The organism is Ignatzschineria sp. LJL83 (genome assembly GCF_054871845.1).
The window spans coordinates 86,703-111,343 of sequence record NZ_JBTXLY010000012.1; the positions used below are offsets into that span (position 1 = coordinate 86,703).

General features: G+C 39.3%; 23 protein-coding genes. 11 read left to right on the plus strand and 12 right to left on the minus strand.

The genetic code is table 11. The features are described from left to right. Nucleotides 1–223: 223 nt before the first annotated feature. From ACYSN2_RS08865 to ACYSN2_RS08875, 3 genes are all read left to right on the plus strand, one after another. Nucleotides 224–1,018, plus strand: a complete 795-nt coding sequence (locus ACYSN2_RS08865; protein ID WP_461749896.1) for a segregation and condensation protein A — start codon at nt 224–226, stop codon at nt 1,016–1,018. Nucleotides 1,019–1,161: 143 nt separating this feature from the next. After that, the gene (locus tag ACYSN2_RS08870; RefSeq protein ID WP_461749897.1) at nt 1,162–1,509 is read left to right on the plus strand and encodes a ComEA family DNA-binding protein; all 348 of its coding nucleotides are present in this window, start codon (nt 1,162–1,164) and stop codon (nt 1,507–1,509) included. A gap of 46 nt (nt 1,510–1,555) precedes the next feature. Further along, nucleotides 1,556–2,128, plus strand: coding sequence for a prepilin-type N-terminal cleavage/methylation domain-containing protein (locus tag ACYSN2_RS08875; RefSeq protein WP_461749898.1), 573 nt, complete (start codon nt 1,556–1,558; stop codon nt 2,126–2,128). A 109-nt stretch (nt 2,129–2,237) separates the two neighbouring features. Here the strand turns inward: ACYSN2_RS08875 and ACYSN2_RS08880 are convergent, their stop codons facing one another. From ACYSN2_RS08880 to ACYSN2_RS08895, 4 genes are all read right to left on the minus strand, one after another. Continuing rightward, on the minus strand, nt 2,238–3,296 hold the full coding sequence (locus ACYSN2_RS08880; protein ID WP_461749899.1) for a YkvI family membrane protein: 1,059 nt from the start codon (nt 3,294–3,296) through the stop codon (nt 2,238–2,240). Nucleotides 3,297–3,793: 497 nt separating this feature from the next. Then, nucleotides 3,794–4,870: an AI-2E family transporter gene (locus tag ACYSN2_RS08885; protein ID WP_461749900.1), complete on the minus strand. Its 1,077-nt coding sequence runs from the start codon at nt 4,868–4,870 to the stop codon at nt 3,794–3,796. A 250-nt stretch (nt 4,871–5,120) separates the two neighbouring features. After that, on the minus strand, nt 5,121–5,243 hold the full coding sequence (locus ACYSN2_RS08890) for a hypothetical protein (protein ID WP_461749901.1): 123 nt from the start codon (nt 5,241–5,243) through the stop codon (nt 5,121–5,123). Nucleotides 5,244–5,397: 154 nt separating this feature from the next. Next, entirely contained in the window at nt 5,398–6,420 is a 1,023-nt protein-coding gene (locus ACYSN2_RS08895) for an NAD(P)H-dependent amine dehydrogenase family protein (protein ID WP_461749902.1), read from the minus strand. Nucleotides 6,421–6,638: 218 nt separating this feature from the next. On the opposite strand from ACYSN2_RS08895, the gene ACYSN2_RS08900 reads away from it, so the two are divergent. Both ACYSN2_RS08900 and nth read left to right on the plus strand, forming a co-directional pair. Beyond that, entirely contained in the window at nt 6,639–7,313 is a 675-nt protein-coding gene (locus ACYSN2_RS08900; protein WP_461749903.1) for an RnfABCDGE type electron transport complex subunit B, read from the plus strand. 145 nt (nt 7,314–7,458) lie between these two features. Next, entirely contained in the window at nt 7,459–8,094 is a 636-nt protein-coding gene (nth, locus tag ACYSN2_RS08905) for an endonuclease III (protein ID WP_461749919.1), read from the plus strand. Nucleotides 8,095–8,297: 203 nt separating this feature from the next. Here the strand turns inward: nth and ACYSN2_RS08910 are convergent, their stop codons facing one another. The 5 genes from ACYSN2_RS08910 to lon all read right to left on the minus strand — a co-directional run bounded on the left by ACYSN2_RS08910 (nt 8,298) and on the right by lon (nt 13,740). Continuing rightward, a complete protein-coding gene (locus tag ACYSN2_RS08910) occupies nt 8,298–9,353 on the minus strand; it encodes a nitronate monooxygenase (RefSeq protein ID WP_461749904.1) in 1,056 nt (351 codons plus the stop codon). Continuing rightward, nucleotides 9,350–10,117 carry a TatD family hydrolase gene (locus tag ACYSN2_RS08915; protein WP_461749905.1) on the minus strand — a complete coding sequence of 256 codons (768 nt, stop codon included), beginning with the start codon at nt 10,115–10,117 and terminating at the stop codon, nt 9,350–9,352. The genes ACYSN2_RS08910 and ACYSN2_RS08915 overlap by 4 nt, the downstream gene beginning before the upstream one ends. Nucleotides 10,118–10,156: 39 nt before the next feature. After that, complete coding sequence (locus ACYSN2_RS08920) at nt 10,157–10,705, minus strand: UPF0149 family protein (RefSeq protein WP_461749906.1); 549 nt, start codon at nt 10,703–10,705, stop codon at nt 10,157–10,159. Between the two features lie 160 nt (nt 10,706–10,865). Beyond that, nucleotides 10,866–11,144 (minus strand): HU family DNA-binding protein, encoded by a 279-nt coding sequence (locus ACYSN2_RS08925; protein ID WP_461749907.1) that lies wholly within the window; start codon nt 11,142–11,144, stop codon nt 10,866–10,868. 145 nt (nt 11,145–11,289) lie between these two features. Beyond that, complete coding sequence (gene lon / locus ACYSN2_RS08930; RefSeq protein WP_461749908.1) at nt 11,290–13,740, minus strand: endopeptidase La; 2,451 nt, start codon at nt 13,738–13,740, stop codon at nt 11,290–11,292. A 136-nt stretch (nt 13,741–13,876) separates the two neighbouring features. Here lon and uvrB point away from each other — a divergent pair, with 136 nt between their 5' ends. Next, a complete protein-coding gene (gene uvrB, locus ACYSN2_RS08935; RefSeq protein WP_461749909.1) occupies nt 13,877–15,916 on the plus strand; it encodes an excinuclease ABC subunit UvrB in 2,040 nt (679 codons plus the stop codon). Nucleotides 15,917–16,146: 230 nt separating this feature from the next. Here uvrB and ACYSN2_RS08940 read toward each other — a convergent pair whose 3' ends face one another. Continuing rightward, nucleotides 16,147–16,497 carry a hypothetical protein gene (locus ACYSN2_RS08940; protein WP_461749910.1) on the minus strand — a complete coding sequence of 117 codons (351 nt, stop codon included), beginning with the start codon at nt 16,495–16,497 and terminating at the stop codon, nt 16,147–16,149. Nucleotides 16,498–16,866: 369 nt separating this feature from the next. Then, nucleotides 16,867–17,355: a YajQ family cyclic di-GMP-binding protein gene (locus ACYSN2_RS08945; protein WP_461749911.1), complete on the minus strand. Its 489-nt coding sequence runs from the start codon at nt 17,353–17,355 to the stop codon at nt 16,867–16,869. Between the two features lie 194 nt (nt 17,356–17,549). Here ACYSN2_RS08945 and proC point away from each other — a divergent pair, with 194 nt between their 5' ends. From proC to ACYSN2_RS08970, 5 genes are all read left to right on the plus strand, one after another. After that, a complete protein-coding gene (proC, locus tag ACYSN2_RS08950) occupies nt 17,550–18,413 on the plus strand; it encodes a pyrroline-5-carboxylate reductase (RefSeq protein WP_461749912.1) in 864 nt (287 codons plus the stop codon). Between the two features lie 102 nt (nt 18,414–18,515). Further along, nucleotides 18,516–19,076 (plus strand): YggT family protein, encoded by a 561-nt coding sequence (locus ACYSN2_RS08955; protein WP_461749913.1) that lies wholly within the window; start codon nt 18,516–18,518, stop codon nt 19,074–19,076. Between the two features lie 394 nt (nt 19,077–19,470). Further along, nucleotides 19,471–20,046 (plus strand): tRNA adenosine(34) deaminase TadA, encoded by a 576-nt coding sequence (gene tadA / locus ACYSN2_RS08960; RefSeq protein WP_461749914.1) that lies wholly within the window; start codon nt 19,471–19,473, stop codon nt 20,044–20,046. Nucleotides 20,047–20,054: 8 nt separating this feature from the next. Beyond that, entirely contained in the window at nt 20,055–21,185 is a 1,131-nt protein-coding gene (gene zapE, locus ACYSN2_RS08965; RefSeq protein ID WP_461749915.1) for a cell division protein ZapE, read from the plus strand. Nucleotides 21,186–21,189: 4 nt separating this feature from the next. Further along, complete coding sequence (locus tag ACYSN2_RS08970; protein ID WP_461749916.1) at nt 21,190–24,105, plus strand: FAD-binding and (Fe-S)-binding domain-containing protein; 2,916 nt, start codon at nt 21,190–21,192, stop codon at nt 24,103–24,105. 40 nt (nt 24,106–24,145) lie between these two features. Here ACYSN2_RS08970 and ACYSN2_RS08975 read toward each other — a convergent pair whose 3' ends face one another. Next, entirely contained in the window at nt 24,146–24,439 is a 294-nt protein-coding gene (locus ACYSN2_RS08975) for a hypothetical protein (RefSeq protein WP_461749917.1), read from the minus strand. Between the last annotated feature and the right edge of the window lie 202 nt (nt 24,440–24,641).

The following is a 24,641-nucleotide window of genomic DNA, read 5'->3' on the forward strand; positions in this document are numbered from 1 at the left end:
ATATTTAGATTCGGTTTTATCTATTCTGTTTTATCTAAACTTTCCGGCGATACAATCCACTTCCATTTAGTAATCTAGAAGGCATTTATATTGCTGGCACGGGATATTTAGAAACATGCAAACATTCGAACCAGCTTTGTATCAGCTCATATTAAGCCGTTAAACTTTCTAAAAAAATTCCCGATCAAACCCATAATTTCCGATTCCTCCTAATAGAATATCCATGATGCAAGATACCCTTTTGACATTCAAAGGTGAGCAATTAGAATTGCCACTTGATCTCTTTATTCCGCCGGATGCGTTTGAAATTTGGCTTGAGGAATTTGAAGGACCGCTCGACCTTCTTCTGCATATTATTCGCAAAAACAACTTCGATATCGTTGATATTCCTATTAGTAGTATTACCGAGCAATATATGTCCTACATCCATCATTTGGAAGAGGAACGCTTTGAGCTTGCGTCTGAATATCTCGTCATGGCAGCTTGGCTTGCCGAGATTAAATCTCGCATTTTATTGCCAATGCCGGCAACGGATAACCCCGATGAAGAAGAACTCGATCCTCGATTGGAGCTGATTCGCCGATTACAAATTTACGCACAATATAAAGAAGTCGCCGAGCTTTTATCGCAGCAATCGATTTTTTATCGAGATATCTTCCCTGTATCGCCGGCAACACCCGATATTAAAGTAGAACCACCACCGCCAACCATTGAGCTTTCACAGCTTCTCTCGGCAATTCAAAAGATTCTTGCAAGAGCGGATCTTCAAAAAAAGCATAAAGTCGAAGCGGAAAAGATCACTATTACTGATCGAATGACGCATATTATCGGCCGTTTATCTTTCAATAAACCTGTCACTTTCGCATCACTTTTTCAGCCAGAAGAAGGCCGTTACGGCATTACCATCTCTTTTCTCTCTCTGCTTGAGCTTGCGAAAAATCAAACAATTATCATCGAGCAAAATGAGGCTTATGAAGAGATCTTGATCTCTCTATCTTCTGAAAAAAAACATAATTAACCACTATTCATATTTATCTTCTACGCTTATAACTCATTGAATTTATATCAATCTTCTCTTTAGTCTTTTAATATCATTTCTGTTTTTCTGCGAAATGCATTATTCAAAACAGGGCTAAAGAGATCATTATTCAGGAGTTAATTATGTTTCAATATTTTCAGATCTCTGTTTATAAAAAAATCGTTCTAACGCTTCTTCCAAGCTGTTTTCTCCTCTTTAGTTTCGGCGCACCGATTAATATCAATACAGCAGATATTCCAACAATTGTAGAAAATTTAAAGGATATTGGTCCTGTTAAAGCCACTGCGATTGTGGAATATCGCCAGAAAAATGGCGCTTTTAAAACCGTAAATGATCTTCTTTCCGTAAAAGGTATTGGCGATAAAACGTTACAGAAAAATATCGATAATTTGATTTTTGATATTCCATCTATGAATGATGATACGGCCCTAGAAACTGCTGAATTCTTAGAAGCAAAGACAGAATCTTAAATATCATTATTATAGATAAAGCTATAGACAAAACTTCAGTGTGAAAATGACGTTACAAGATGAGCGTGGAATGACATTGCTAGAATTACTAGTGACTTTAGCAATCAGTTCTGTGCTCTTTTTAATGGCTTCTCATTCTTATCAATCTCTGCAATTAACCTTGCATGAAGAGCTGATTCGTTCTGAATTTATGCAGGATTTAAAACTAGCCAAAAACCTAGCTTCCATCGAAGAGAGAGCAATTTCCCTTTGCCATAGTCATAACGGCAAAGAATGCTTAAATGATAAGGATATTGAGTGGTTTGGCTGGCTTCTCTTTTATGATGATTCTGCAACATTTAAACCGCTTCCTGATTCGATCATTCATTATCTTCCGCCGAAAAGATTACAGGAGAAAGGGCTTTATCTTTTATCATCAGCGAATATCGGCGGTGGCATTAATATTAAAGCTCGCCGGCAATATGCCTACGGCATGGGAAGATCGCTTCCCAATGGCAGAATTAAGCTCTGTTATAACAATCACAATCTTTCTGCCGGCAAATCCCAAACGGAACATTATGCGTTTATTATTAATGTGTATGGTTACTTTCGAATCAGCAAAGAAAAAGGCGCTTGTTAGCGCCCTTTTAAACATTTCTTGAAGCTCATTTCGAATCCATTGTTTTGTATCAGATAAATTCTGTATCAGACGATCATTCGATATAGTCAACTCTCTTACTATTCTTGTCCTATTTTCCTTTTGCCATTCTACCCATTCTTAATGGAGCAAAAAGTAGAACTGCGATGAGGAATAATCCTAAATATCCAATAAGTGGGTAGAAGTAAGCGATTAAATCTGTGAATCCTACAAAGCTTGCAACATAGCCAACAGCGCCGGTAATAACTGCAAAAATATAAGATTTTTTCGTTTGCATCACCGTAAAACGCGCCACAAACGCATAGTACATGGCAACGCCGGTATTATAGATCATGCCAAACAGAACAACCGCCATACACATTCCTAAGAAAGGGGAAATATCTTGAATGATTCTTAAAAGTGGTAATGGATAATTAAATACAAGATCAACCTTTAAGAAGATCGCAAGGTTCGCAATAAGGATTAAAACCCCAACTCCTAAACCGCCAAAGAATCCGCCCCATGTTGCAATCTTCACATTCTTCTCACTTCCGCCCATCACAAGTGCCATTCCCGCACCTACGGCAATGTTGAAGGAAACGTAGTTAATCGCCGAGATAAACCAGTTTGGAAGAGATGTTTCAACGCTAAGTGCAATCGGCTCAAGCTCTTCTAACGTACTATTGTAGGTAAAAATACTGTAAAGACAGATAACCGCCAAAGCGATAATTAAAAATGGCGTAATACTTCCAATCAAGGTAATCACACGCTGAATCGGCATTAACACCGTTAAAACGATTAAAATAGTCATGACTAAACTACCGATATAAGGAGAAAGTCCTAAAAATTGTGCGCCTAAACTTCCAGCACCGGCAACCATGACAACGCCAACGCCAAAGAGCGTTAAGATTAAAATCCAATCCACTAATCTGCCCACTATTGGCCCACTTAATCGAAAGATTGCCTCATTATGAGAACCGATTTGCATCAAGCTTCCCACTCTTGTCAGCATCATTCCTAAATAAGCGAACAAGATCGTTGCTATCACTGCACCAATCGTGCCCATATAACCAAAACTTGTGAAATATTGCAGAATTTCTTGCCCTGAAGCAAATCCCGCTCCGACAATAATCCCAATGAATGCACTGGCAATTCGTAGTATTTGAAACATAAATCCTCCTGACAGTTGTCATTTTTTTTAATAAGCGATTCAAGATAAGATTTAAAATATCTTTCTCCAATCACTCATCTATTTTTATAATAATTGTTATCCATATCGGTTATTCATATCAGCGATATCTTTATAAAAAATTATCGCCTTATCTACTTATTAATATTTCCGTTTTATCCCGATTAATATGAGTATTAATTGGTAATCAATCGTTATCAATATTGATAAGCAGATATGTGCCTATAAATATGCATGTATTAATAAGCCATAAAGCATCTCTAAAAACAATAGCATCCATCATCTATTTGGTTTACCAAAAACCAACTTATTGATTCCTTTATCAAAACAAATTCCCACTCTTGATTTCAGCGGTCTCTTTTCAAAAATTCTTTTCAAAGGGGCTGAGATGGCAGATTCAAACTCGAACCCATAAAAAAAGAGAATCCCACTATCGAAGGATTCTCTTTTTATCTTTGAATCAACGAAGATCAAATCATCTATGAAAGCTCTTTCTTCCCTTTGTAAAAATCACTTTCGATATACCAATGATATAACCTACGAAGCGCTACCATTAATACGGCACATGCCGGAAGCGCCAATAAAATCCCTAAGAAACCAAACAGACTTCCGCCCACCATTAAGGCAAAAACTACGGCAATGGGATGCATTCCTAATTTATCCCCGATTAAGATCGGCGTTAAAACGAAGCTCTCCATCAATTGCCCGATTCCAAAGACAACGCCCACAAGCGCTAAATGTGTCAATGTTCCATATTGGAACCATGCCACTAATAAGCCCATTAATACGCCGGAAGTTGCGCCAACATAAGGAATAAAGCTGATTAATCCTGCGATCATGCCGATCACTAAGCTATATTCAACGCCGACAATAGTTAAGCCAATGCCGTAAATACAAGCTAAACAGAACATTACCGTCATCTGCCCCCGTAAAAAGCTACTGAGCATAAAGTTCGCTTCTTGCAAGAAACTCATCGTTTGCGGGAAAATCGATCTTGGAATGAGCGTTTCTGTTTTCTCTGTAATTTTTGACCAATCTCGCATCACATAAAACGTAATCATCGGCACTAAAAAGAGGCTCATCACTAATCCTGCAATTGCGAAGATCAAACTCCCGATAGATGGCGCAATCTTAGAAGTAATGCGGCCAATGATATTCAGAGATTTTGCAAAAGCTTCTTTCGCACTCTCTTTATTCATATGCATATCTTCGGCGGAGAATATTTTCTCTAATCTTGGGAATACATTATTTTGTACCCAGAAATAGTACGTTGGAATTTTATCTAAAAAGGCGAAAATCTGATTTAAAAGCTGTGGAATCACAACGAGCAATAACAGAACCAAAATCCCCAATAAGCCGGCAAAGACGATACTCACTGCCCAAACTCGAGGAATCTTTTTCGATTCAATTTTCAGAACCAGCGGATTTCCTAAGTACGCTAAACCAAACGACACGAAAAAAGGAATTAATACCGAAGATAATCGGTGCAAAAGATAGATCGAGAAGATAATCCCAATCCACATAAATATCAAGCGATTCACACGATCAAACTTCATGTCAGCTCCTGCTAAAGTTTTACAAAAAATTCTAAATAGACAAAGTAATCTCTATTTTACGCATATTAATTTAAGGTGTTGAATATTTGATGACAAATGAAAGATCTATTCAATGTTCATGAAGAAAAAATCGGGATGAACCTTGAATCCATCGTTTTCTTAAGAAGAATTCCCTTGAAAAAATTCACTTGAGAAAAATTTGCTTTAGAAGAACCTATTTTAAAATCCCTATCAAAAGGGCCTGATATTTTCATGCTTTTTCTTTTAACGCTTCTTTTAACGCTTCTTTTAATGCTTCTTTTAATGCTATTTCTAATTCGATTTCTGATGTTATTTCTGATCCTTCTTTTAATGAGACAAAAAATAAGATCATAAAAATACTTTCATGATCTTATTTCTAAACTTTCGCTAATTGATGTGTTATCACGGTTGAGGCTTTACATGTTTCCCAAGTCATTCAAAGCCCTTCAAAAGTTTTATTCAGAATTAGAAAATCTCGGGAATATTAAAATGCCAATAACTTAATCCTAATCGACATAAAATTCCATTGGATAAGTCATATAGCTCACTTCTTCAAGCTTATCGACTGTAATAAATCCTGCTGGCGCATTTAATACCGAAGGAATTCTATTGACCGCTGTCGCACAAGTATGTGCCACTGTATCGGGTTTTTGTACTGAGAAAATCACATCAGGTTCCCCTTTGATTTCCCAATCACAACGATCGCCGGCACCTTCTTCATATACATTCCCCACGCATTGCACGACCACTTCAATTCCTTGATGCGTTTGAATGGTCGTCACGGCACTCATTCCTGTGGCATTGCCCGCTTTGATGGTTTCGCCTAACGTTTCTGAATAGATATCTTTATCTAAAATAATCGGAACACTTTTCTGCGTGATGCTCGCAATCGTCCAATGCATTTTAGCGCATAATGATTCAGCGGCATTCCACATATAAGATGGAAGGCTCTCTGCAGATGCGATCTCTTTATCGAACTCTTCGGCCGTTAAACCTACGCCATGCGCTTTAGCTAACGCTAATCCATAATGCTCAACGTTATAACTGACAATACCTTCCATTTTACGGATTTTATTTACGCCTCCCGCAACTAAACACGGCATGTTAATCCAGAAGATATCCTGCATGCCCGTTCCAGTAATCGTAATGCCATGCTCTTTCGCTAATCGATCTAATCGATTCGTTTCAGCAGGAGAAGTATTCCAAGGATAGATCGCTTCTTCACAAATGGTAATGACATTCACGCCATTCTTCGCACAGAGTTCAAAAAATGGATACATCTCCGGCATATAGCTAAAGATCGTAACAATGGCAATATCCGCATCGCATGAATCAAATACCCGCTGAGCATCGCTATCAATTTTCACACCTGTTTTATGACCGAAATTGGCAAAGTCCCCAATATCGACACCTTGTAGTTCAGGTTGGTTATCAATTGCACCTACAATTTCTGCGCCATGATCTCGAAGGTATCTCAAAATTACTTCTGCCATTTTTCCACAACCAAACTGCACAACCCGAACTTTCATACAATCTCCTATTAATTATCAGAATTCTATTACTAGAGTTATAACATTTAAATAGTATTCAATTTCTATTATTATTTGTGAAAATAATTCTCAAATAAAGCCATATAGATCAATCTTCACTACTTTATTCCCTTTTATTGCGAAAACTCCGGCAATCCCCTATGATTAGCCTCTATTCAAACTCCTTTTCTGTAGCAACTTTAATGACTTTAATCTTTATGAATAATATTCCAACATCACTTTCACAATCTGCTTCTCCCATGGCTTCTGACGTTTCTTTAACCGAGAAAATTGATCAGTTACTGCCACAAACGCAATGTGAACAGTGCGAATATCAAGGTTGTTATGCTTATGCAACGGCGATTGTTGAAGAGAATGCACCGATTAATCGCTGTCCGCCGGGCGGAGATGCTGTGATTGCTTCTTTAAGCGAGTTATTAGATCAGCCCATTATTCCCCTTGATTCAAGTTTAGGAGAATATAAACCGCCACAAATTGTCCGCATTGAAGAAGAGTTCTGCATTGGTTGTATGAAATGTATTATTGCTTGCCCTGTAGAAGCGATTGTCGGCGCGCGCCGGTTGATGCATACCGTGATTAAAGATGAATGTACCGGTTGCGAGCTCTGTATTCCTCCTTGCCCTTTAAACTGCATTGTCATTGAACCGCTGAATCCAAAATTAGGATTTAGCGAAGTGGGTTTATCCGATTGGGAAAAATCTCGTGCGGAGAAATCCCGCATGCGTTTTAATGCCAAGAAAGATCGAGAAAATGCTCGTAATAACCTGACAGATACCCAACCTCCACAAGAAAAAGAGCTCGCCGATCCTGTTTCAAAAACCAGTATGCTTGATTTAATCAGCCTTGCGAGAAAAGAGTTTGATAAGAAATAATCATTAATATCAATCCAATGATATAGATCTATACACCTATACATCTATATATTGATTGAATGAATCACGCATACACCATCAATCCCTACTCAAAGTAAAAGGATTTTATGAAGTTATGAGCAAGAAAAAAGAATATCAACGTTTAATGAAGAAAGATGAAATCATCGAATTCTTCACAATTTTACGTGCCGAAAATCCTGAACCAAAAACAGAACTTGTCTATAGCTCAACCTTTGAGCTGTTAGTTGCCGTACTACTTTCTGCACAATCCACCGATGTCGGCGTGAATAAAGCCACGGTTCATCTCTTTAAAGCCGCAAATACACCTCAAGCGATGTTCGAGCTTGGCGAAGAAACCATCAAAGAATATATTAAAACCTTAGGGCTTTATAATTCCAAAGCGGCAAATCTCTATAAAACATGTGAGATTCTCGCAACTAAATATCACGGTGAAATCCCCGAAACCCGAGAAGCATTAGAATCCCTTCCCGGCGTTGGCAGAAAAACGGCGAATGTCGTACTCAATACGGCCTTTAGAAAGCCGACAATGGCGGTCGATACCCATATTTTCAGATTATCGAATCGAACAGGTTTAGCACCGGGGAAAAACGTGCGAGAAGTAGAAGATCAGCTTATTAAACGTATTCCCAAAGAATTCATTCTAGATGCGCACCATTGGCTGATTCTTCATGGCCGTTATACCTGCGTTGCAAGAAAACCTCGTTGTGGTTCTTGCCTTGTTTATAATCAATGTCAATTTCTTGATAAAACAGATGAATAGTTCTATGAAACTTTGATGCTCTCTATCAAAAAGTTAACAAAGAAGAGAAGCAGAAAAAACAAAAAACCGAATACAGATTTTTATCTCTATTCGGTTTTTTGTTTTTTACTGTAGTTTTTTACTTTAACTTTGCTTGGCTCTGAGCGATTCAATCTTCAAACTCAGATGGCATCATCTGAAATATATTCTAGAAAATCCTACTCTTAATTTATTAAAGTATCCATTAAGGATTTTACGGTAGTTCTTGAGCAAAGAGAAGCATTGACACTTGCCCAAATTGGCTGAAATTCTTCTCGTGAATCGCCAATTTCTAACTCATCAAGAGTTGCGGCATGCGCTAAGAAAAGTTGCTCTGGAAATGGTAGTGTTTTACCACGCACTTTACGTAATTCTTGTGTGCCGGTATTGCTCAAACAACGACCCATTACCCCCGTCCAATGTTGTGTGAAAACACTATCATACTCATTACTTTTCAAGATTTTATCCGCTTCATGCTGAGATAATCCGGCTTCTTCCGTGAGCATAAATGCCGTACCGATTGCCACGCCATCAGCGCCTTGAATCATTGCCGATGCAAATAGCGGTTTATTATAAATACCGCCTGAAATCACGAAAGGTTTCTCTAATAATCGATTCGCTTGCGCCGTTAAGGATTGCATACTAAAACCATTTTGAAGCGCATCTCCAATAAATGTAAAACGCATGCCACCAGACTCTAAACCTTGAAGATAATGAATATCAACGCCACGCTCTTCCCACAATAATGCTTCGATCATATGCGTTGAATTACCGATAATTTTCATGCCGGATGCTTTCAAAATATCAAGAATCTCTTGCTCAGGAATTCCAAAAGAAAAACTTACCGCCGATACTTCTTCTTCTAATAAGATATCTAATAGCTCTTCTAATGGAGAAAGCGCCCACGCTTCGGTATTTAATGCATCAAGCTCAATCGCTTCTGCCCCGGCAAAGCCTTTCAAGCGATTAATGGCATCCACATAGTTCTGCTCTTCTAAGCTATTTTCCGTAGCGACAAGAAGATTTACAGCGAAAGGTTTATCCGTGAGTGCTTTTACTTCTTGAATTTCATGTTGCAGCGCTTCCGGCGTTAATAATCCGCCGGCAATCATTCCAAGACCGCCATTATTAGAGATTGCTGCGACGAGCTCAGTTGAGCCACCATGATAAAGTGGCGCTTGAATAATTGGGAATTCTATGGCGAGCTGTTGAGAAAGTCTCGCAGGTTTTTGAATAGTCATCTTATCTCCAAATTAAATAAAGTCATCGCATTTTCAGCAGTTATAGTAGCAAGTTCTATCAGCTCTAGCGATTTTTGTTCCGCAATACATGTCGCAATGGGTAAAAGATCTTCCGGCAGATGAATTTCCCCTTTCTGCCGATAGCTTCCCGCTTGAAAAGGTCCATCTGTTTCAATCAATAACCGCTCTAAAGGCATCCCTTTCAGTAACTGGCGCATTCTATTAGCTCGATCATAAGTGATTGCACCGCCAAATCCTACGTAAAACCCAAGATCTAAAACTTGCGATAATTGCTGTAAGCTTCCATTAAAACCGTGAAATACGCCCCGAGATTTTGGATATTTCCGTAAAATTTTCAAAACAGAATCCACGGCTTTATAGGAATGAATAATCAGCGGAAGCTGGTATTTTTCTGCTAACACAACTTGCGCTTCAAATACCTTGAGTTGCAACGCTTGCGCTTCTCTAGAAAAATCTAAACCACATTCCCCAATTGCAACGGGATTGTGTTCTTCAATATTTTCAACTAAGATCGACTCCCAAAATGCCGGCAATCCTTCTAAAAACCAAGGATGAATTCCAAATGCATTAAAGCAGTTCAAATAAGCTTCTGTAACCACTAATTGAGAAGAAATCCCTTCTAAAGTCGTTCCCGGAATAATCCAAGCGTCAATAGAGTGATCTCGTGCTCGTTGCATTAATGCCGGCAAACTATCACGATATTGCTCAGCATTTAAGTGAATATGGGAATCAATCAATTGCATACGGTATCACGGGCTTTTTATCAATCTTTTACAGAACAATTAATGAACTTTAGGTTGATCTTTTAAATGAAAATAGAGCATCAATGCGCCCATTCGAACAAATTCCACAAGCTCTTCAAGGGCAAGTTTATCCATTTCGTTCTCTAAACCATCCATGACTTCATCAGCATCTAATGCCGAGAACTCCACGATATAACGAATAAAGTCTTTGCCATCCTCATCTAAGCGCTCATATAACTCGCTTGATAAGCCAAAGCCATAGCTAAATCCATGACACCAATTGATAAATCCTTTAATACGCTCTTTTAACTGCTCTTCATCGGCAATTAAAAGCTGTAATCCAAATTCTGTCGAATTCATTTCATCAAGGGTTTTGTCATACAAAATTTTCAGAATTTCTTCATTGAGGGGAGATTCATCAAAACGGATATGATCAAGCTCTTGTAACCAATCTTTAAAATGATCAAATGAAGTGCTATTCAATAATGCGACTAACACTCCTTGCGCTTCTGCTAAGTTCAATCCTTGGAACTGTTCTTGCAGTAAACCATAAGAAATACTTTGAGGAATACGGTTTTCATCAACCATAAGGTTCTCCATTTAAAATTATAATTTATGACGATTATCAATAATGATTCAGTATAGCGATTTCATACGATTTCTGCAGGATAACGCACACTAAAAAGGCTTTAACACGCTTGTGTCAAAGCCTTTTAAAAATCTTTCTAAATCAGTATTCAGTGAATACTTATTTGTTTACAGATTCACGTAAACCCTTACCTGCTTTAAATGCTGGTACGCGTGACGCTTTAATCTGAATTGTTTTTTCAGGATTACGTGGGTCACGGCCTACACGTGCAGCACGATCACGCACAGTGAAAGTACCAAAACCAATTAAAGTAACGCTGTCGCCTGATGCGAGCGCTTCTGTAATTGTCTCCATCACTGCTTCAACTGCTTTCGCAGAAGCTACTTTCGTCATTTCCGTTTTTTCTGCTACTGCAGCAATCAATTCAGTTTTGTTCATAAAGTTATATCCTACTATTTAAGAAAACATTTAATTTGCATTATCGCATTATGATTATGTTTAATGCTTATGTCTATATGAAATCAACAAGATTTGTTAATTCTGTATAGATTTATACTTCCGCAATCAATTGAAGTCAAGTGTTTCAGTGTGTTTTCGCTCTATTTTTGATCTCTGTATTATTTTCATCAATCATTGTAAAGCTATTAAAACGTTCCCAATCCTCTGATCTTTTAAGTGATTGTGTTAAAGCATAATCTACCACCTCATCAAAGGTTTTAACAGGAATAATCTCCAATGCCTCTAAAATATTGAATGGCACGTCTTCTAAGTCCTTCTGATTTTCATCCGGAATTAAGACAGTTTTAATACCAGCACGCTCTGCAGCGATCAATTTCTCTTTTAAACCGCCGATAATTAGAACATGTCCTCGAAGTGTGATTTCCCCTGTCATTGCAATATCAGAGCGAATTGGTACGCCTAAGAGCGCTGATAATATCGCTAAAGTGATCGCCGCACCAGCACTTGGTCCATCTTTAGGTATTGCGCCTTCCGGAGCATGTACATGAATATCCCATTTTTTGTAGAAATCTTCCGGCAATCCATAATAATTACTACGCGCACGAATCACTGTTAAAGCCGTTCGTACAGACTCCTTCATCACATCCCCAAGACTTCCGGTTGTGATAAGCTCGCCTTTCCCCGGTAATAATTGCACTTCAATCCCTAAAAGATCGCCACCCACTTGTGTCCAAGCAAGACCATTCACATATCCAATTTCATGGGCATCAGATTTAATACCATGACGATATTTTGTGGCACCTAAATAATGCTTCACACGATCCGCATCAATGACTTCCCCTTTTCGAGTTTTATCTTTCTCTAAAAGACGAGTTTTGATGAATTTACGGCAAATCGTATTGAGCTCACGCATGAGATTACGAACACCGGCTTCCTTCGTGTAATGATTGATTAAGAAGAGTAATCCGGCATCTGTGAATTTAATCTCATCTGCTGTTAAACCATTCTCTTTATACGCATCAGGCACAAGATGATTTCTAGCGATATCGAGTTTTTCAAGCTCTGTATAGCTAGAAAGTTCAATAATATCCATACGATCACGAAGTGGTCCCGGGATATTGTAGCTATTTGCTGTGGCAATAAACATTACTTCAGAGAGATCGATATCCACATCTAAATAGTGATCATTAAAATTATGATTTTGCTGTGGATCTAATACTTCCAAGAGCGCATCAGCAGGATCGCCTTTATGGCTGCTACCTGTTTTATCGAGTTCATCAAGTAAAATTAATGGGTTTTTCGTCTTCGCTTTCGCTAAAAGTTGCACGAGTTTCCCCGGCATTGCCCCGATATAAGTTCTACGATGCCCACGGATTTCAGATTCATCATTCACACCACCAAGGCTCATGCGCATAAACTCTCTACCCGTTGCTTCAGCAATAGAACGCGCAAGGGATGTTTTACCCACTCCTGGAGGTCCAATAAAGCAGATAATATCGCCTTTTTTCGATTTGGTATGACTGACAACGGCTAAATGCTCAAGAATATGATCTTTCACTTTAAACAGCCCTGAATGATCTTTATCAAGCACTTTTTTCGCTGTTGCCAAACCATAACGTAAACGAGAACGCTTATGCCATGGCATTTTCAATAACCAATCGATATAGGTTCTTGCAACTGTGCCTTCAGCAGACATTGTCGGCATTGATTTTAAGCGCTTCACTTCATTGAGTGCTTTCTCTTCCGCTTCAACCGGCATTTTTGCCTCAACGATTTTAAGCTCAAGCTCTTCCAACTCAGAAAGCCCTGAATCGCTCAATTCATCAAGCTCTTTATGAATCGCTTTAATTTGTTCGTTTAAATAATATTCACGCTGATTTTTAGAAATTTGCGTCTGCACTAATCCGTGAATACGGCGCTGAAGATCCACGATATTTAATTCAACCGTTAAGTTATTAATTAAAATATCTGCAGCATCCCCTAACGCATCTTCCGATAAAATCGCTTGTTTTTTCTCAACACTCATCGGAATTTCGCTCGCAAGCTTCATCACTAATGGAAAGAGTTCTTTCTCATCGAGTAATTTTTCCGGCGTGAGTTGTTTAATTTGGGCATTTTCTAAAAGCTTCTTAATGAGCTTTTCAAATGTTGTATAGTAAACTTCCGCTTCAGCCTTTGATAAATGGTCTTCAAAAGGAGAAAGCTCATACTCGCCCATCACAAAATCATACGTAAAACCATCTGCATTCTCATATACAGAGGATTTCGTTGAACGAAGTTTGACTCGCTCAATGGCTTCTACGGTAATTTGATAAGATCCACCTTTCGAGAGCTTACTCGATACAATATTTACCACCACACCCGTGTGATAAATTGAATCCATTGTAATACTTTCATCATCGGGATCTCGAAGGCTCATCAATAATACGCGATTATCAATTTCTGCGGCCATTTCCAAAGCACCAATAGATAGAGGTCTTCCTACCAATAGAGGTGTTTTAGTTCCCGGAAAAACCACTAAATCTCGAAGTGCTAGAATCGGTAATTCTGCATAATGATCTTTTTTTTGAGACATTCTATTTTTATCTCCAATAATTATAATTATATAAGGCTTTATGCCGAGCTCTATGATCTTAACACCTAACTTAGATTGTTAGAAGTTATGCTATAGTAGCTTTTTACTTTTTTATTGAATAAAACTCAGTAGGTATATGGTGTCAGATCAGAGAACTTTCAAGCTTTCAACGCATTATTCTCCTGCTGGAGATCAACCTGCGGCCATTAAAGCGCTTACAGATGGGCTAAATGATGGGCTCGCCTTTCAAACATTATTAGGGGTAACAGGTTCTGGGAAAACATTTACGATGGCAAACGTCATTCAAAATACCCAACGACCTGCCATGATTTTAGCGCCGAATAAAACATTAGCTGCGCAGCTTTATGGCGAAATGAAAGAGTTTTTCCCAGATAATGCCGTGGAATACTTTGTCTCTTATTACGATTATTATCAGCCGGAAGCTTATGTGCCGGCATCAGATACCTTTATTGAGAAAGATGCCTCTGTTAATGATCATATTGAACAGATGCGTCTTTCGGCAACCAAAGCGATTTTAGAACGTCCTGATACCATTATCGTTGCAACCGTTTCCGCAATTTACGGACTTGGCGATAAAGATCACTATATGAGCATGATTTTGCATGTTTCTAAAGGAGAATTGATCGATCAAAGAGATATCATCAAACGCTTAGTCGAACTGCAATATACACGCAATGATACCGTTTTAGAACGTGGAACTTTCAGGGTTCGTGGGGAAATTATTGATATTTTCCCGGCAGAGAGTGAACGGGATGCCGTTCGTATTGAGCTTTTTGATGATGAGATTGAAAATCTCTCCTTCTTTGACCCGCTCACCGGTCATGTTTCTCGCCAAGTGCCGAGATTAACTGTCTATCCTTCAAGCCATTATGTGACACCGAAAAGCCGTTTAATGGCATCTGTTGAACTCATCAAAGAAGAACTTGCTGAGCGCTTAGAAGAGCTTCGAGCGCAAAATAAACTGATCGAAGCCCAAAGAATCGAACAGCGTGTGAAGTTTGATATCGAAATGATGATTGAGCTTGGCTACTGCCAAGGCATTGAAAACTATTCTCGCTATCTTTCCGGCAGAAATCCCGGCGAAGCACCACCAACGCTCTTTGATTACTTGCCCGATAACGCCCTCTTTTTCATTGATGAATCTCACGTTGCCGTACCGCAAGTGGGCGCCATGTATAAAGGCGACCGTTCCCGTAAAGAAACCCTCGTGAATTATGGTTTTAGATTACCTTCAGCCCTTGATAACCGTCCGCTGAAGTTTGAAGAATTTGAAGATCTCATGCCGCAAACCATCTTTGTATCGGCAACGCCGAGTAAATATGAAGCGGAACATGCAGATCAAATCGTTGAGCAAGTAGTTCGTCCTACAGGATTACTCGATCCAATTGTGGAGATTCGCCCTGTGGATACGCAAGTCGATGATGTCTTTTCTGAAATTACGGCGCGTGCGGCTAAAAATGAACGAGTTCTCATTACAACGCTCACAAAACGGATGTCGGAAGATCTCACCGAATTCTTAAGCGATCACGGCATTAAAGTCCGTTATCTGCATTCTGATATTGATACCGTGGAACGTGTGGAAATTATTCGTGATTTACGCTTAGGCGTATTTGATGTGTTAGTAGGAATCAACTTACTGCGGGAAGGCTTGGATATTCCGGAAGTTTCCCTTGTAGCGATTTTCGATGCCGATAAAGAAGGCTTTTTACGATCTGAGCGATCCCTCATTCAAACCATCGGAAGAGCCGCTCGAAATTCGGAAGGAAAAGCGATTTTATATGCCAATAAAATCACAAAAGCGATGCGCTTTGCCATTGACGAAACAGAACGCCGAAGAGCGCTTCAAGAAGCCTATAACGAAGAACACGGCATTACCCCCACAACCATCATTAAAAGTATTCAAGATGTGATGCACGATGCAAGAGATAATGCGCCGGAGCAGGAATACATCAAAGAATATCGTGGCAAGCTTGTGATTGATCATGAAGCGATCGAGAAAGAGCATCAGTTTAAATCGAATCCAAAACTCCTCGCAAAACATATTCAAACCTTAGAAAAAGAGATGCTCAATCATGCGCAGAATCTAGAATTTGAAGATGCCGCAAGAGTTCGAGATGAGATTGATTATCTAAAAAAAGAGTTCTTACTCTCTTAGTTTTCATATATCAATGATTCATGCTTCTATCGATCAGATTGAGTGATGGATTCATGGATTTATAGATTCCTGGTTTCATAAGAAAAGCTGATATGTGGCGGGAGGGAATGTTTACCCTCATTTCACAATCCCTCGCCCGCAAATGGTAAAAACATCGCTATCTTCTAATTCGGATAAAAAACTATCGTTAAAAGGAGACTAAAAGCCTCCTTTAAAACTAAAAAATATTTTTATTTTTTATACATCACTGTTAAAGAGTTATTAAATAAATTTTTTCCTAACTCATAATCGGGATTAATCGTTACTAAATTGTGTACTCCGATACCGATAGCTGTCGCAATTCCTGTAACTTGAGTTATCCCAGTCGGAATAGCTGCAACGGCTATTCCTGCAGCTCTATTTTCTGTATAAACTCTTACTTTATAGCCTTTTCTTTCTATAAGATTTTCAACATGCTTAACGGTATGTGCCATGTTAGAAACATCCGTAATGACAAATGAATTTCTATTTTCTGCTAATTCATCTATTTTCTCATTCGATAAATCTTTACTTTTGAATTTTAAAATTTCAACCGTAGACATAATTTCTCCTTACTGATTTCCCTTTAACTGTTCACTGTTCTTATTAAATAGAGATGAATTTCAAAATCACACTGACTATTTAAAATGATCGAAACGCATAACTATGCGTAATGAACACCTATTTATAACAATCTAATATAAAATTAATGGCAAGAGATGTAGTCTTTTGTAAAAGAGGCTTTTGGCTGAAAAGAATTAAAACAAAAACAATCTGTTCTAGAAAATTTACTATAAAAAATGGCTTTAAAGGTTTAACCCCTTAAAGCCGTTTTGATAATCTATATTGATGAATTCACTGATCAATTCGATGATTGAATTAGCTCAAACAACTTGCTCGATCTAGCGATTTCACATTAGCGTTTGCAACAACTAATCTCTAAAGTTGTTGAACGTTAATGGCAAATCTTTCACTTTATCTCTTAAGATCGCAATGGCATCTTGAAGATCATCGCGTTTTTTACCGCTCACACGAACGCTATCGCCTTGGATTGAAGCTTGGACTTTCATCTTTTCATCTTTGATCGTTTTCACGATTTTTTTCGCTTGATCTGTTTCAAGACCGACTTTAATCGCAATTGTCTGCTTCAGTAAGTTTCCACCGACTTTCTCAGGCTTTGCCGTTAAGTCTAAAAAGCGAACATCCACATTACGGCGCGCGAGTTTTGAGGTTACAACGCTTTGTACTTGCTCAAGCTGAAAGTCGCTATCTGCGTGAAGTACGATGCTTTTATCCACTAATTCACATTTTGCGCCTGTACCTTTAAAGTCAAAACGCGTATCAATTTCTTTGATAGATTGATCAACCGCATTGCGAACTTCAACCATATCCGGTTCCATAACAATATCAAACGAAGGCATAATCTATTCCTCTTATCTAAACTTCTATATTAAATATCTAATAGTCCTAAATCATACAGCAATCCTCACAAAACCTTAAATCCTGTTCCGCTTCATTCTCTGCCTTTTCTACTTAAAAGCATCGAAACAAGCTATAATCATTGCCATAAAATTATGCTTAAAAGGCGCTGATTCATAGAATAGGAACGATCATCATGCAATCTGAAAACATCCCTCACAATGATTCTTCAACTCAAACAAGCGTCGGTTTTATCGGCGGTGGCAATATGGCGCGCGCTATTTTAACGAGCTTAAGCCAACAAACATCAGAATTTAATCTCTTTGTCTGTGATCGAAATGAAGATAAACGCCGACATTTCCAAGAAGATTTAGGAATTACGGCAATGGCGGATTATAAGGACTTTATTGAATCCCTCGATATCATTGTGCTTGCCATTAAACCACAAGGTTTTCCGGCATTATTGGCAGAATTAAAACCGCTTTTAAAACCGCATCAACTCTTAATTTCTATCGCCGCTGGCGTTTCTGTTGCCGGCATTTTACGTGGTGTTGCGAAAGATGAACATCCCATTATTCGCGTGATGCCTAATACACCGGCAACCATTGGTTTAGGTGCTTCGGCAATTTTCGCTAATGAATTTGTGTCAGATTCCCAAAAGGAAATTACCGATACAATCTTTAAAAGTTGCGGAATTACTGCTTGGTTAGAGGAAGAAAAACTCATCTCTGCCGTAGTTGCCGTTTCTGGCTCAAGCCCTGCTTACATCTACTACCTCATGGATATTATGACGAAAGTCGGCGTGCAAATGGGCTTAGATGAAGCAAGTAGTAAAGCGCTCACGCAACAAGCTGTTTTGGGTTCGGCGAAATATAGTCAGCTATCCACCGATTCTTTAGAAACATTGAAGAAAAACGTGATGTCGCCGAAAGGAACCACGGAACAAGCGATTTTCAGCCTTGAAAATAATCATTTAGATCGCATTATTCAAGATGCAATGCAAGCGGCTTTTAATCGAGATCAAGAGCTTTCTGAAATCATTTCTCAAGAGATCAAATAGGTCATTTTTATCTATTCTCTCTTTAATGTGATCTTCTTAATGAGATCTTCATAGTTTTTCACAACTTTCGTAGCTTTTTTACAACAAGGAATCGTCAATCCTATGACTCAAATCCTAGAATTCATCATCGAAATGGCATATAGCTTCGCCATTATCTTTATCCTGCTTCGCTTCTTGCTTCAATTAGCAAAGGCGAGCTTCTTTCATCCGATTGTGCAGTCTATCGTCAAACTCACGAATCCCGTAATTTTACCGATTCGTAAAATTACGCCGATTATCGGCAGTGCAGATTGGGCATGTATTCTTGCAGCAGTCATTATCACGATTTTGAAATATGTCTTACTGATGCTCATAGGCGTGATTCACCCTATTTCCCCGCTTCTTTTAGCCGGCGTTGTAGCACTTGAGATTGCTCGAAACATTATCTATATCTATCTTTTCGCCTTCATCATTCAAGCGATCAGTAGCTGGGTTGGTTCATCTCCAAGACAAACGGTATTTATGAGTCTTCTCTCGCAACTCACAAATCCACTCGTCAAGCGCTTTCCATTCAAGTTACAAGCCGGCGTAATGGATTTCAGACCAATGGTCATTGTTTTAGGACTTTTCCTTCTCTTAAGAGTGATCAGCCATTTCTATGCAAAATTAGTGCTTTTTGCATAATTTCTTTGGATGAAGCATCAAATTTGGCACATATAATGAAACCGATTTAAGAGAAAGCAATTTAAGAAAAACCCATTGTAAAATAGAGGCTGATTCATTGCTGGGTCGAATGCTTGCATTCTTATGAAAATCCCACGCCAGCACTATCCATCCTTCTTAGAAGTTTAAACTAAAACAACTATTTTTAAAGAAAGGGGATCAAAAGCGAGGTAGAACATTTACTCTCTTCTACAAAGCTCTCGCCCGCAATGAAAGTCACTATTTCTTATAAAAAATGGGATAAAAGAAGCCTAATCTGCGGACGCGGGATTGTAAAATGAGTGCAAACATTCCCTCCCGCCGCAAGTCAGCTTTCAAATGAACGAAACCTGAATAAAGTCAAAATGAAGTCTAAATGAAGTCCGAATCAAAACTAACGTTAGAATCAAAAATAGAGATCTCCACAATGAATCATCACAATGCCGAAACAAACCTTAAGGAACTGCCTGAAATGCCGAAAAGCGAGCAACAAATGCATGAAGCGTTTATGCGAGAAGCATTGATCGAAGCGGAAAAAGCCGGCGATATTGGCGAAGTTCCTATTGGCGCTGTGATTGTGCAAGATGGCGAAATTATCGCGCGCGGTCATAATCGTTCTATTATCGATTCCGATCCAACGGCGCATGCTGAAATCGTTGCCATACGAGAAGCTTGTCGTATAATGGGCAATTATCGTCTTCCAAAAACAACGCTTTACGTAACATTAGAGCCTTGTACAATGTGTGCCGGAAGCTTCTTGCATTCTCGCATCGAAACCATTGTTTATGGCGCCGGAGATTCCCGAAATGGCGCATTAGGCACCAATCTTAATGTGAATGATTACGAAGCATTTAATCACAAACTCAATGTTATTCCCCGTGTTCTTCAGGAAGAATGCAGTCAGTTAATTAAAGCATTCTTTAAAAAACGCCGGGCAAAAAATGAGGAATAAAAATAATTATGACCACAATCAAAGAAGCTTATTTTAAGCTTATCGAGGAAAAAGGATTTAATATCGATCCTGTGCAAGTCAGCGTTGCCGAAAGCTACGACAAGCTCAGAGAGAAAATTTTAAACGATAAACCTGTTACCGCAGAAGACAATCGCTCTTTTATGCAAAAGCTCCGCAATCCATTTGCAACGGCGCCCGTAACCTACAGCGATCCGCGCGGGCTCTATATTTATGGCAGAGTTGGGCGTGGGAAAACATTCCTGATGGATCTCTTTTTCGACAATATCGATGTGCCGAAAATTCGTGAGCATTATTACCATTTCATGCAAGATGTGCATAAAAAAATGCGTCAGCATCAAGGCTCAGAGGATCCATTAAAACTCGTTGCCAAAGAGTTTGCCAAAGAGTGCAAAGTGCTCTGCGTAGATGAATTCCATGTGATTGATATCACGGATGCGATGATTCTCTATCGCCTTCTCGATGCGCTTCTTGCCGAAGGAATTTTCTTCATCACAACCTCAAATCGTGAACCTGATGCGCTTTATAAAAATGGCTTACAAAGACAGCAATTTTTGCCGGCAATTGAGATCATCAAAAAGCGCTTAGGCATTATCGTGTTAGATACCGAGCAAGATTACCGCATGCGCCATATTGAGAGCGCAGATGTTTGGTTTGTCGGCGATCATTCTGCGCAAGAAAATCACTTTAGAACACAATTTGAAGATATCTCCGGCGGATCGAGCGAGCCTGAAACCTTAGACGTGAATGGTCATGCGTTTGAGATGATCGAAATGGTGGATAACTGTGCGTGGTTTACTTTTGATGAAGCGTGTAAAAAAGCACGTTCTTCTCAAGACTTTATCTATCTCGCAAATGTATTAGATACGGTGTTTTTCAGCGGATTACCGCAATTAACGAGGTTTCTTGAGAACGAAGCGCGCCGTTTTGTTATTATGATCGACGAATTTTATGACCAAGGCGTGAAAGTCATTATCGCCTCAGACGTACCGATGAACAAACTCTACGAACCGAAGGGCGAAAAAGCGCTCGATTTTGAGTTTGATAGAACCATTAGCCGTCTGATTGAAATGCAATCTCAAGAATATCTAGATCAACCTAAACGTAACAACGGTAAATAACTTCATGATAAGCGTTCCCAACTCATCTGCCGCAACCGAGCAATTTTTAACAGCGTTAAAAGCCACACATTTTTCCGGCGATATTGAAGTCAGCTATGCCGAAAGATTAATCTCTGCAACCGATAACTCCATCTATCAGATGATGCCGGAAGCGGTACTTTTTCCAAAGTCCAATGATGATGTGGCAAAAGTGATGAAGCTGTTAGCAAAGCCAGAATTTAAAACGGTCACGCTCTCAACGCGCGGCGGTGGAACGGGAACCAATGGGCAATCGCTCAATAACGGCATTATCCTTGATATTTCACGTCATATGAACAATATTTTGGGATTTGATGAAGCTTCAAGAACCGTTACTGTGCAAACAGGTGTTGTGAAAGATCAGCTCAATGCCTATCTTCGCCCTTTTGGCTACTTCTTTGCGCCGGAACTTTCCACTTCAAACCGTGCCACAATCGGCGGTATGATTAATACGGATGCTTCAGGACAAGGAAGCTGTGAATATGGCAAAACAAGCCAACACGTGCTTGAGATTCTCGCATATCCTATTGGCGGAGAAGCAATTCGTAGTCGTGCGCTCACAGAAACGGAGCTGAATGATCCCGATCAATTCCCATTAGTGAATAAGCTCTTTGATGCACTAGAGCCAAAAAAAGCGGAAATTCATGCGCATTTTCCACAATTAAACCGCTTTATTACAGGATATGATCTCGATCATTTCACGCAAGATTCTCGTAAAAACCTCAATCATCTTCTCTGCGGATCTGAAGGCACATTAGGCGTTTTCACAGAAGCAAAACTCAATGTTCTGCCGATTCCTAAAGAAACCGCATTAATCCTCATTACCTATAATGACTTTATTGCAGCGCTTCATGATGCGCCGGTATTAATGAGCTCCAATCCAACGCCAACATCGGTGGAAGTAATCGATAACGTTGTGATGGAAATTGCCAAAAATGATTTCATCTGGGCAACGACAGAGCAATACTTTACCGGCATTGATTATTCCGAACTGAAAGCGATTCAGCTCATTGAATTTAATGCTGATACGGAAGCGCTTTTAGAAGAAAAAATCTCGGCATTTATGGAATATGTCGAGCAACATCCTGAAAGTAGCCGATTATCTATCCGCCCTTTAATGGGCAAAAAAGCCGTCACGGATATTTACGGTTTACGTAAACGCGCGGTGGGGTTACTCGGCGCTGTACAAGGCAATCGCCGTCCGATTCCTTTCGTAGAAGATACGGCGGTTCCGCCGAAAAACCTTGCGCCATTTATCGCAGAATTTAGAGATATTCTCGATCATGCGCATGTAAAATACGGTATGTTTGGCCATGCCGATGCCGGCGTGATTCATGTTCGCCCGGCGCTTGACTTAAAACTCGAAGAAGATCGTCCGCTCATTCGTGAAATCTCCGATAAAGTCTTTGCGCTTTGCCAAAAATATGGCGGTGCACTTTGGGGAGAACATGGAAAAGGCGTTCGTTCTGAATATGCACAAACCTTTTTCGGCGAGCTCTACCCGCTCGTTCAGCAAGTCAAAGCAACATTCGATCCTTTCAATCAGCTCAATCCCGGTAAGATTTCAAGCGCCAATGAAATGCCCCTTCTGAAAATTGATGGTGTTCCTCTTCGTGCTGATTACAACAGACAAATTAACAGCCATTATTGGGCAGAAAATGCGTATCAAACCACGCTCTACTGTAATGGAAATGGCGCTTGCTTCAACTACGATACCGATGCGGCAATGTGCCCAAGCTATAAGGCAACTCGTGAACGAATTCATTCACCAAAAGGCCGAGCGGAACTCATCAAAGAATGGCTTCGTCAAAAGTCTAATAACAACGTGAATGCAGCCTTTGAGCAAGAGGTTTACGATTCTCTTTCGCTCTGCTTAAGCTGTAAATCATGTGCCGGCGAATGCCCGATTAAAGTGAATATTCCGGCATCTAAATCGCAGTTTTTAAATCAATATTATCAAAACCATAAACGTCCGCTTTATGAGAAATTGTTGATTAATTCTGAAAGTATGGCACCGATCACAAACAAGGTCAGTAGCGCTTATAACTTAGTTGTTAGCAGTTCTTTAGGAAAAAAAGCATTCGATTTCTTAGGATTAGTCGATCTGCCAAAACTTGAGAAAAAAGCTTATCTTGCGCCACAAAATTTATATCATGAATTATCGAAAGAGGATCTCTCCCCATTAGTTCGTGTGAAAGATAAGAGCAAAGCCGTCATTATCGTGCCGGATTCTTTCTTTAGATTTTATGATGCAACGACATTTAATGCCGCAGTAGAACTCTTCCAAAAGCTCGGCATTGAAGTCTTTATTGCGCCTTACCAACCTTCTGGAAAAGTCGCACAAGTTTACGGCGCGCTAGATCAATTCAAAAAAGAAGCCGAAAAGCAGCAATCTCTTCTTGTAGCACTTCAAGCTTATGGCATTCCATTAATCGGCATTGAACCACCTATTACGCTCACTTATCGTGATGAATATCCGGCAATTGGCTTAGAAACGCCACAAGTAGAATTAGTACAAGAATGGCTCAGCCGTTATCTTGCAACTGCTGAGAATCTACCGCAAATCAATCATGCCGAAACGCTCAAACTCTTAAGTCATTGCACAGAAAAAACCAATGCAACTAATGCACCCAAAGCGTGGCAAACTGTATTCTCGGCATTTGGTGTTGATCTTGAGCTGATGAAATCAGGTTGTTGCGGCATGAGCGGTGCATTTGGACACATCAAGAAAAATGTCGAAGTGTCGAAAAAAATCTATTCGCAATCATGGGAAGATATCGTTCAGAAAAATGATGTTACAACACTGCTTGCAACCGGTTCTTCCTGCCGAGGACAAGTCAAACGCATGGATAACGCAACCGTTGTGCATCCGCTTGTAAAACTGAATAGCCTAATTTTATAATCAAAAAAACGTAGGTAAATATATTACCTACGTTTTTACTTTAATTCATAGAACCAAGGATATTAAATAACACACCAACACCTATGCCTAACCCACCTAATAACAAAGCACTCTTACCATAAGGTTTCTGAAGCCTCATTAAACCAAGGATAATTCCTATAAATGGAAAAAGGAAGCATAGTATTCCAAACCCAACCCCCAATTGCTTTTTGGGATTCTGGCTATTATTTTCTATACTTTTCGATATCATTTTCGCTACCAATATAGGTAGACCAATGAAAATCACTAATACCACTATTAAAATAAGCCAATGAAAAACTGAAAAAGATCCCATTAAACACACATCCTTTTATATAAAAAAACAATAAGTTAAGTATTACAAATTAATTTTAACTATTTAATTCTTAGATCCAAGTATGAAGTGCGACACTTTTTAACTATCTGAAACGGAAGTAAGATGTGACAATGTTCCATTATCCATCCCTTCCCGGAGTTGAATTATGTCGCATTATTCACATCTTACCCTTGAAGAAAGG

Excerpts from the sequence above, each read along its gene's own strand:
- zapE (WP_461749915.1), top strand. The coding sequence starts at position 20,055 with ATGACCACAATCAAAGAAGCTTATTTTAAGCTTATCGAGGAAAAAGGA.
- ACYSN2_RS08890 (WP_461749901.1), bottom strand. The coding sequence starts at position 5,243 with ATGATCTTATTTTTTGTCTCATTAAAAGAAGGATCAGAAATAACATCA.
- ACYSN2_RS08875 (WP_461749898.1), top strand. The coding sequence starts at position 1,556 with ATGACGTTACAAGATGAGCGTGGAATGACATTGCTAGAATTACTAGTG.
- ACYSN2_RS08865 (WP_461749896.1), top strand. The coding sequence starts at position 224 with ATGATGCAAGATACCCTTTTGACATTCAAAGGTGAGCAATTAGAATTG.
- ACYSN2_RS08970 (WP_461749916.1), top strand. The coding sequence starts at position 21,190 with ATGATAAGCGTTCCCAACTCATCTGCCGCAACCGAGCAATTTTTAACA.
- ACYSN2_RS08975 (WP_461749917.1), bottom strand. The coding sequence starts at position 24,439 with ATGGGATCTTTTTCAGTTTTTCATTGGCTTATTTTAATAGTGGTATTA.
- ACYSN2_RS08880 (WP_461749899.1), bottom strand. The coding sequence starts at position 3,296 with ATGTTTCAAATACTACGAATTGCCAGTGCATTCATTGGGATTATTGTC.
- ACYSN2_RS08925 (WP_461749907.1), bottom strand. The coding sequence starts at position 11,144 with ATGAACAAAACTGAATTGATTGCTGCAGTAGCAGAAAAAACGGAAATG.
- uvrB (WP_461749909.1), top strand. The coding sequence starts at position 13,877 with ATGGTGTCAGATCAGAGAACTTTCAAGCTTTCAACGCATTATTCTCCT.
- ACYSN2_RS08910 (WP_461749904.1), bottom strand. The coding sequence starts at position 9,353 with ATGACTATTCAAAAACCTGCGAGACTTTCTCAACAGCTCGCCATAGAA.
- ACYSN2_RS08920 (WP_461749906.1), bottom strand. The coding sequence starts at position 10,705 with ATGGTTGATGAAAACCGTATTCCTCAAAGTATTTCTTATGGTTTACTG.
- ACYSN2_RS08885 (WP_461749900.1), bottom strand. The coding sequence starts at position 4,870 with ATGAAGTTTGATCGTGTGAATCGCTTGATATTTATGTGGATTGGGATT.
- ACYSN2_RS08945 (WP_461749911.1), bottom strand. The coding sequence starts at position 17,355 with ATGCCTTCGTTTGATATTGTTATGGAACCGGATATGGTTGAAGTTCGC.
- ACYSN2_RS08900 (WP_461749903.1), top strand. The coding sequence starts at position 6,639 with ATGAATAATATTCCAACATCACTTTCACAATCTGCTTCTCCCATGGCT.
- ACYSN2_RS08955 (WP_461749913.1), top strand. The coding sequence starts at position 18,516 with ATGACTCAAATCCTAGAATTCATCATCGAAATGGCATATAGCTTCGCC.
- ACYSN2_RS08940 (WP_461749910.1), bottom strand. The coding sequence starts at position 16,497 with ATGTCTACGGTTGAAATTTTAAAATTCAAAAGTAAAGATTTATCGAAT.
- proC (WP_461749912.1), top strand. The coding sequence starts at position 17,550 with ATGCAATCTGAAAACATCCCTCACAATGATTCTTCAACTCAAACAAGC.
- ACYSN2_RS08895 (WP_461749902.1), bottom strand. The coding sequence starts at position 6,420 with ATGAAAGTTCGGGTTGTGCAGTTTGGTTGTGGAAAAATGGCAGAAGTA.
- nth (WP_461749919.1), top strand. The coding sequence starts at position 7,459 with ATGAAGAAAGATGAAATCATCGAATTCTTCACAATTTTACGTGCCGAA.
- tadA (WP_461749914.1), top strand. The coding sequence starts at position 19,471 with ATGAAGTCCGAATCAAAACTAACGTTAGAATCAAAAATAGAGATCTCC.
- ACYSN2_RS08915 (WP_461749905.1), bottom strand. The coding sequence starts at position 10,117 with ATGCAATTGATTGATTCCCATATTCACTTAAATGCTGAGCAATATCGT.
- ACYSN2_RS08870 (WP_461749897.1), top strand. The coding sequence starts at position 1,162 with ATGTTTCAATATTTTCAGATCTCTGTTTATAAAAAAATCGTTCTAACG.
- lon (WP_461749908.1), bottom strand. The coding sequence starts at position 13,740 with ATGTCTCAAAAAAAAGATCATTATGCAGAATTACCGATTCTAGCACTT.